The sequence below is a fragment of the Microcella sp. genome, from assembly GCF_030645145.1.
GTDB lineage: Bacteria > Actinomycetota > Actinomycetes > Actinomycetales > Microbacteriaceae > Microcella.
The window spans coordinates 1-5642 of the sequence record NZ_JAUSMI010000109.1; the positions used below are offsets into that span (position 1 = coordinate 1).

Annotated in this window: 7 protein-coding genes; 6 read left to right on the forward strand and 1 reads right to left on the reverse strand. The window is 71.8% G+C overall.

Annotated features, from left to right (window positions below):
- Together Q7T15_RS07745 and hpt are read left to right on the forward strand one after the other, a co-directional pair.
- Nucleotides 1–499 (forward strand): TilS substrate-binding domain-containing protein (locus Q7T15_RS07745; RefSeq protein WP_304694967.1); only part of this gene is annotated, 499 nt, incomplete at its 5' end.
- An 18-nt stretch (nt 500–517) separates the two neighbouring features.
- On the forward strand, nt 518–1069 hold the full coding sequence (gene hpt, locus Q7T15_RS07750) for a hypoxanthine phosphoribosyltransferase (protein ID WP_304694969.1): 552 nt from the start codon (nt 518–520) through the stop codon (nt 1067–1069).
- A 40-nt stretch (nt 1070–1109) separates the two neighbouring features.
- Here hpt and Q7T15_RS07755 read toward each other — a convergent pair whose 3' ends face one another.
- Nucleotides 1110–1886, reverse strand: a complete 777-nt coding sequence (locus Q7T15_RS07755; protein ID WP_304694971.1) for a flavodoxin family protein — start codon at nt 1884–1886, stop codon at nt 1110–1112.
- Between the two features lie 155 nt (nt 1887–2041).
- On the opposite strand from Q7T15_RS07755, the gene ftsH reads away from it, so the two are divergent.
- From ftsH to Q7T15_RS07775, 4 genes are all read left to right on the forward strand, one after another.
- Nucleotides 2042–4063 (forward strand): ATP-dependent zinc metalloprotease FtsH, encoded by a 2022-nt coding sequence (ftsH, locus tag Q7T15_RS07760; RefSeq protein ID WP_304694973.1) that lies wholly within the window; start codon nt 2042–2044, stop codon nt 4061–4063.
- A gap of 5 nt (nt 4064–4068) precedes the next feature.
- Nucleotides 4069–4653 carry a GTP cyclohydrolase I FolE gene (gene folE / locus Q7T15_RS07765; protein ID WP_304694975.1) on the forward strand — a complete coding sequence of 195 codons (585 nt, stop codon included), beginning with the start codon at nt 4069–4071 and terminating at the stop codon, nt 4651–4653.
- On the forward strand, nt 4650–5501 hold the full coding sequence (gene folP, locus Q7T15_RS07770) for a dihydropteroate synthase (RefSeq protein WP_304694977.1): 852 nt from the start codon (nt 4650–4652) through the stop codon (nt 5499–5501). The genes folE and folP overlap by 4 nt, the downstream gene beginning before the upstream one ends.
- A partial coding sequence (locus tag Q7T15_RS07775) for a dihydroneopterin aldolase (RefSeq protein WP_304694979.1) occupies nt 5498–5642 on the forward strand: 145 nt, incomplete at its 3' end. The genes folP and Q7T15_RS07775, both read left to right, overlap by 4 nt.

The window sequence follows — 5642 nt, forward strand, 5'->3', positions numbered from 1 at the left end:
CCGGGCCGTGCTCGCGCAGGCGTGCGCCGACGCGGGGCTCGCGCCGTGGCACGACCCCCACAACGACGAGGAGAGGTTCGTGCGCGTGCGGGTGCGGCGCAGCATCCTGCCCCTGCTCGAATCGGAGCTCGATGCGGGCGCGACGGAGGCGCTCGCGCGCACCGCGGAGATCGCGCGGGAGGACTCCGAGGCGCTCGACCGGATGGTCGACGAGGTCGCCGAGGAGCTCGTCGAGCTCGAGGAGGCGGGCTGCTCGCTCCCCGTCGACTGGCTCGCCGCCAACCCCGCGGCACTGCGGCATCGGCTGATCCGGCTCGTCGCGCGCGTCGAGTTCGGGGCGGCCCTCAGCCGTGCGCAGACGCTCGAGGTCGCGCGCCTCGTCACCGACTGGCACGGGCAGAAAGCGGTGCACCTGCCCGGCATTAGGGTGGAACGCACCGCGGGCCGCATCGTCTTCACGGCGGCGCCCGAGCCCGCGCCTTCGCCCGCCGACAGCTGACATGCGACTGGGAGACCGATGGACGTCGAGGACATCCGCGCCGATCTGACCGAGGTGCTCATCACCGAGGAGGAGATCCACGCCAAGCTCGCCGAGCTCGCGCGCCGGGTCGAGGCCGACTACGCCGAGACGACGCCGCTCCTCGTCGGAGTGCTCAAGGGCGCGGTCATGGTCATGGCCGACTTCGCGCGCGAGCTGCAGATCCACATCGACATGGACTGGATGGCCGTCTCGAGCTACGGCGCCGGCACCGAGTCGAGCGGCGTCGTGCGCATCCTCAAGGATCTCGACACCGACATCGCTGGCCGCGACGTCCTCATCGTGGAGGACATCATCGACTCGGGGCTCACGCTCTCGTGGCTGCTTCAGAACCTGCAGTCGCGCGGCGCGAAGAGCGTGAAGATCCTCGCCCTCCTCCGCAAGCCCGAGTCGATCAAGGTCGAGGTCGACGTCGAGTACGTCGGCTTCGACATCCCGCCCGCGTTCGTCGTCGGCTACGGCCTCGACTTCGCCGAGCGCTACCGCAACCTGCGCGCCGTGGGCGTGCTCGCGCCGCACGTCTACGAGTAGCGGCCGCGGGGCGCCAGCCCGCGCCTAGTCGTGCCCTCGGCTAATCGTGCTCCGGGTTCGCGGTCTGCTGCGGCTCGGCCTCGGGCTGCGTCGCCGCCGGTGCCGCGTCGAAGCCGAAGCGCTCGCCGTCCTCCCACGCGCCGGGCTGGTTGCCGCCGACGGGGAACCCGCCCGCATCCTTGAGCAGTCGCGCGACGTGCAGCAGGTTGTAGGTCGCAAAGGTCGTGTTGCGGTTCGTGAAGTCGCTCTCGGGTCCGCCCGACTCGTCGTCGAGGTAGCTCGGACCGGGGCCCACGGGGCCGATCCAGCCCGCGTCGGCCGCCGGCGGGATCGTGAAGCCGATGTGCTGCAGCGCGTACAGCAGCGAGGCGCCGACGTTCTTCACGCCGTCCTCGTTGCCCGTGACGATGACGCCGCCGACCTTGCCGTGGAACACGCTCAGTCCGCTCTCGGCCGTCTCGCTCGAGTGCGCGTAGAGGCGCTCGATCAGTCGGCGGGTCACGCTCGACTGCTCGCCGAGCCAGATGGGGCTGCCGATGATGAGGATGTCCGCCGCGGCGATGCGCGGCCAGAGCGCCGGCCAGTCATCGAACTGCCATCCCTGCTCGCGCATGTCGGGGTACACGCCGGGAGCCACCTCGTGGTCGACGAGGCGGAAGGCGTCGACCTCGACCCCGTTCGCGCGCAGCAGCGCGATCGAGCGGTCGAGGAGGCCCTGCGTGTGACTGAGCTCGGGGCTCCGCTTGAGCGTCGTGTTGACGACGACGGCGCGCAGGTCTCGGAAGCGGTCGGGGTTCGGGAGGGAGATCCGGGTCATGCGCTCCACTGGAGCACGAGCATCCTGAACGGCATAAGGGGTCTGCGCCGACCGCGAACAGATCAGCGCCCCCCAAGAGGCGCCCGATACCGTTAACCGCTCCCCTCGTATCCCGAGGTCCGGACGAACGCTCGCAGAAAGGTGCGGCTCGCCTCATGGCCCGCAAGAAGTTCGATGCCAAGCGCATCGTCAAAGGCCCCTTCCTCTACATCATCGCGGGCGCCATCGCGCTCTGGATCGGCTTCGGCCTGCTGAGCGGGGGCGGCTTCCGCACCATCACCACGCAGGAGGGCCTCGCCCTCCTCGAGGGCGGGACGGTCGAGAAGGCAACGATCATCGACGGCGAGCAGCGCGTCGACCTCGAGCTGAGCGAGCCCGACGGCGACAACGGCGACCGGGTGCAGTTCCAGTACGTCGCGCCGCGCGGCGAGGCGATCGTCGCCGCGATCGACGACGCGAACCTCGACGAGTTCGACGACCAGGTGCCGCAGACCAACTGGTTCGTGAGCCTGCTCGGCCTGCTCATCCCCTTCCTCATCATCGGCGTCATCTTCTGGTTCCTGCTGACGAACCTGCAGGGCGGCGGCAGCCGCGTCATGCAGTTCGGCAAGTCGCGCGCGAAGCTCGTGAGCAAGGAGAGCCCGCAGGTGACCTTCGACGATGTCGCGGGCGCCGAGGAGGCGATCGAGGAGCTCCACGAGATCAAGGACTTCCTGAAGGACCCGACGCGGTTCCAGGCCGTCGGCGCACGCATCCCCAAGGGCGTGCTCCTGTACGGCCCTCCCGGCACCGGCAAGACGCTCCTCGCGCGCGCAGTCGCGGGCGAGGCGGGCGTGCCGTTCTACTCGATCTCCGGCTCCGACTTCGTCGAGATGTTCGTCGGCGTCGGCGCGAGCCGCGTGCGCGACCTCTTCAAGGAGGCCAAGGAGAACGCGCCGGCCATCATCTTCGTCGACGAGATCGACGCAGTCGGTCGTCACCGCGGCGCCGGCATGGGCGGCGGGCACGACGAGCGCGAGCAGACGCTCAACCAGATGCTCGTCGAGATGGACGGCTTCGACCCCAAGACCAACGTCATCATGATCGCGGCCACCAACCGCCCCGACATCCTCGACCCCGCGCTGCTGCGCCCGGGCCGCTTCGACCGGCAGATCCAGGTGGATGCGCCCGACATGAAGGGTCGCCAGAAGATCCTCGGCGTGCACGCCAAGGGCAAGCCCATGGCCGAGGATGTCGACCTCGAGGTGCTCGCGCGCAAGACGCCCGGCTTCACGGGCGCCGACCTCGCGAACGTGCTCAACGAGGCGGCGCTGCTCACGGCGCGTACGAACGGCGAGATCATCACGAACCGCAACCTCGACGAGGCCGTCGACCGGGTCATGGCCGGCCCGCAGCGGCGCAGCCGCGTCATGCGCGACCACGAGAAGCTCATCACCGCCTACCACGAGGGCGGTCACGCGCTCGCGGCCGCGGCGATGCGCCACACCGACCCCGTGACGAAAGTGACGATCCTGCCGCGCGGCCGCGCCCTCGGCTACACGATGGTGCTGCCGCTCGACGACAAGTACTCGGTCACGCGTAACGAGCTGCTCGACCAGCTCGCGTACGCGATGGGCGGCCGCGTCGCGGAGGAGATCGTCTTCCACGACCCGACCACCGGCGCGAGCAACGACATCGAGAAGGCGACGAGCATCGCCCGCAAGATGGTCACCGAGTACGGCATGAGCGCCGAGGTCGGCTCGATCAAACTCGGCCAGTCGAGCGGCGAGGTCTTCCTCGGCCGCGACATGGGCCACCAGCGCGACTACTCCGAGCGGGTCGCTGAGCGCGTCGACGCCGAGGTGCGCGCGCTCATCGATCAGGCGCACACCGAGGCGTGGAACGTCATCAACGACAACCGCGACGTGCTCGACCGCCTCGCGACCGAGCTGCTCGAGAAGGAGACCCTCGACCACCTCCAGCTCGCCGAGATCTTCGCGAGCGTCAAGAAGCTGCCCGAGCGCCCGCAGTGGCTCTCGAGCGACGACCGCCCGCTGCCTGACCTGCCGCCCGTGCCGATGCCGGCGAAGGCGCCGATCGACAGCTCGGTGACCGACGGCGGCGTCGCGAGCGAGCACTCGGCGCCCGCGAGCGTCGCGCGCAGCGAGGCCGACACGGGAACCGACCAGGCGAGCTGACGCGCATGGCGCCCATCGACATCCCCCGCATCGAGGCGGCGGTCGCCGAGATCCTCGCCGCCATCGGCGAGGACGTCGAGCGGCCCGGCCTCGCGACGACGCCGGAGCGCATCGCCAAGGCGTACGGCGACTTCTTCGCCGGCGTCGGCGTCGACCCCGTGCCCGAGCTGCAGGACGGCGCCGAGATGGCGACCGAGCCCGGCGAGCGCGGCGAGCTCGTGCTGCTGCGCGACATCGCGCTGCGGTCGATGTGCGAGCACCATCTGCTGCCGTTCGCGGGCGTCGCGCACGTCGCCTACGTGCCGGCCCAGCGCATCATCGGGCTCGGGCGCATCCCGCGCCTCGTCGAGATCGTCTCCGCCCGCCCCCAGCTGCAGGAGCGCCTCGGCGAGGACGTCGCCGACGCGCTCGACCGCGCGATCTCGCCCGCCGGCGTGCTCGTCGTGATCGAGGCGCGGCACGGCTGCGTCGCCGCGCGCGGCGTCCGCTACGCCGAGTCGACGACCGTCACCGTCGCCTCGCGCGGCACCCTCGCCGACCCCGTGCAGCGCGCCGAGGTCATGGCGCTCATCGGCCGGAGCGGCGCGTGACCACCGCCCCCGGGCCCGTGCGGCCCGAGGTGTGGGGCGTGCTCAACGTCACGCCCGACTCGTTCAGCGACGGCGGGCGCTACCTCGAGCCCGAGGCCGCGGTCGCGCAGGCCCGCCGGCTCGTCGACGACGGCGCCGACGTCATCGACGTCGGGGGCGAGTCGACCCGGCCCGGAGCCGAGCCCGTCTCCGCGATCGAGGAGGCGGCACGCGTCGTGCCGGTCGTGCGCGCGCTCGCCGAGGCGGGCATCCGCGTCTCGATCGACACCCTCAACGCGTCGACCGCGCGCGCGGCCGTCGAAGCCGGCGCGCTCATCGTCAACGACGTGAGCGGGGGGCTCGAGGACCCGGACATGCTGTCGATGATCGCGGCCCTCGAGGTCGATTACGTCGCGATGCACTGGCGCGGCCGCAGCGATCGGTGGGATGCCGTGAGCGACTACGCCGACCCCGTCGCCGACGTGCGCGACGAGCTGCGATCGCGCCGCGACGCCGCGCTCGCGGCAGGCATCGCGCCGGAGCGCCTCTGGCTCGACCCCGGCATCGGCTTCGCCAAGCGCGGCGACGCCAACTGGGCCCTGCTGCGCGGCCTGCCGGCGCTCGCCGAGCTCGGGCATCCGCTGCTCGTGGGGGCGTCGCGCAAGCGCTTCCTCGGCGCGCTGCTGCCCGAGGGTGCCGCCGTCGAGGAGCGCGACCTGCCGACCGCCGTCGTGAACGCGCTGTGCGCCGACGCCGGAGTCCGGGCCGTGCGCGTGCACGACGCCGCGGCGACGAGCCGCGCGCTCGACGTGTGGGCCGCCTGGCGCGGGGCGGGCGTCGGCGTCGGCACGGGAGGGGCCGCCGCATGAGCGACCGCATCATCCTCACCGGCCTGCGCGCGCAGGCCCACCACGGCGTCTACGAGCACGAGCGCCGCGACGGCCAGCCGTTCGTCATCGACGTCGTCGCCCACCTCGACCTCGCGCGCGCGGCCGGCAGCGACGACGTCG

Bases quoted from the DNA above. Each gene is read 5' to 3' on its own strand.
- hpt (WP_304694969.1), top strand. From the start codon at position 518: ATGGACGTCGAGGACATCCGCGCCGATCTGACCGAGGTGCTCATCACC.
- Q7T15_RS07755 (WP_304694971.1), bottom strand. From the start codon at position 1,886: ATGACCCGGATCTCCCTCCCGAACCCCGACCGCTTCCGAGACCTGCGC.
- folE (WP_304694975.1), top strand. From the start codon at position 4,069: ATGGCGCCCATCGACATCCCCCGCATCGAGGCGGCGGTCGCCGAGATC.
- ftsH (WP_304694973.1), top strand. From the start codon at position 2,042: ATGGCCCGCAAGAAGTTCGATGCCAAGCGCATCGTCAAAGGCCCCTTC.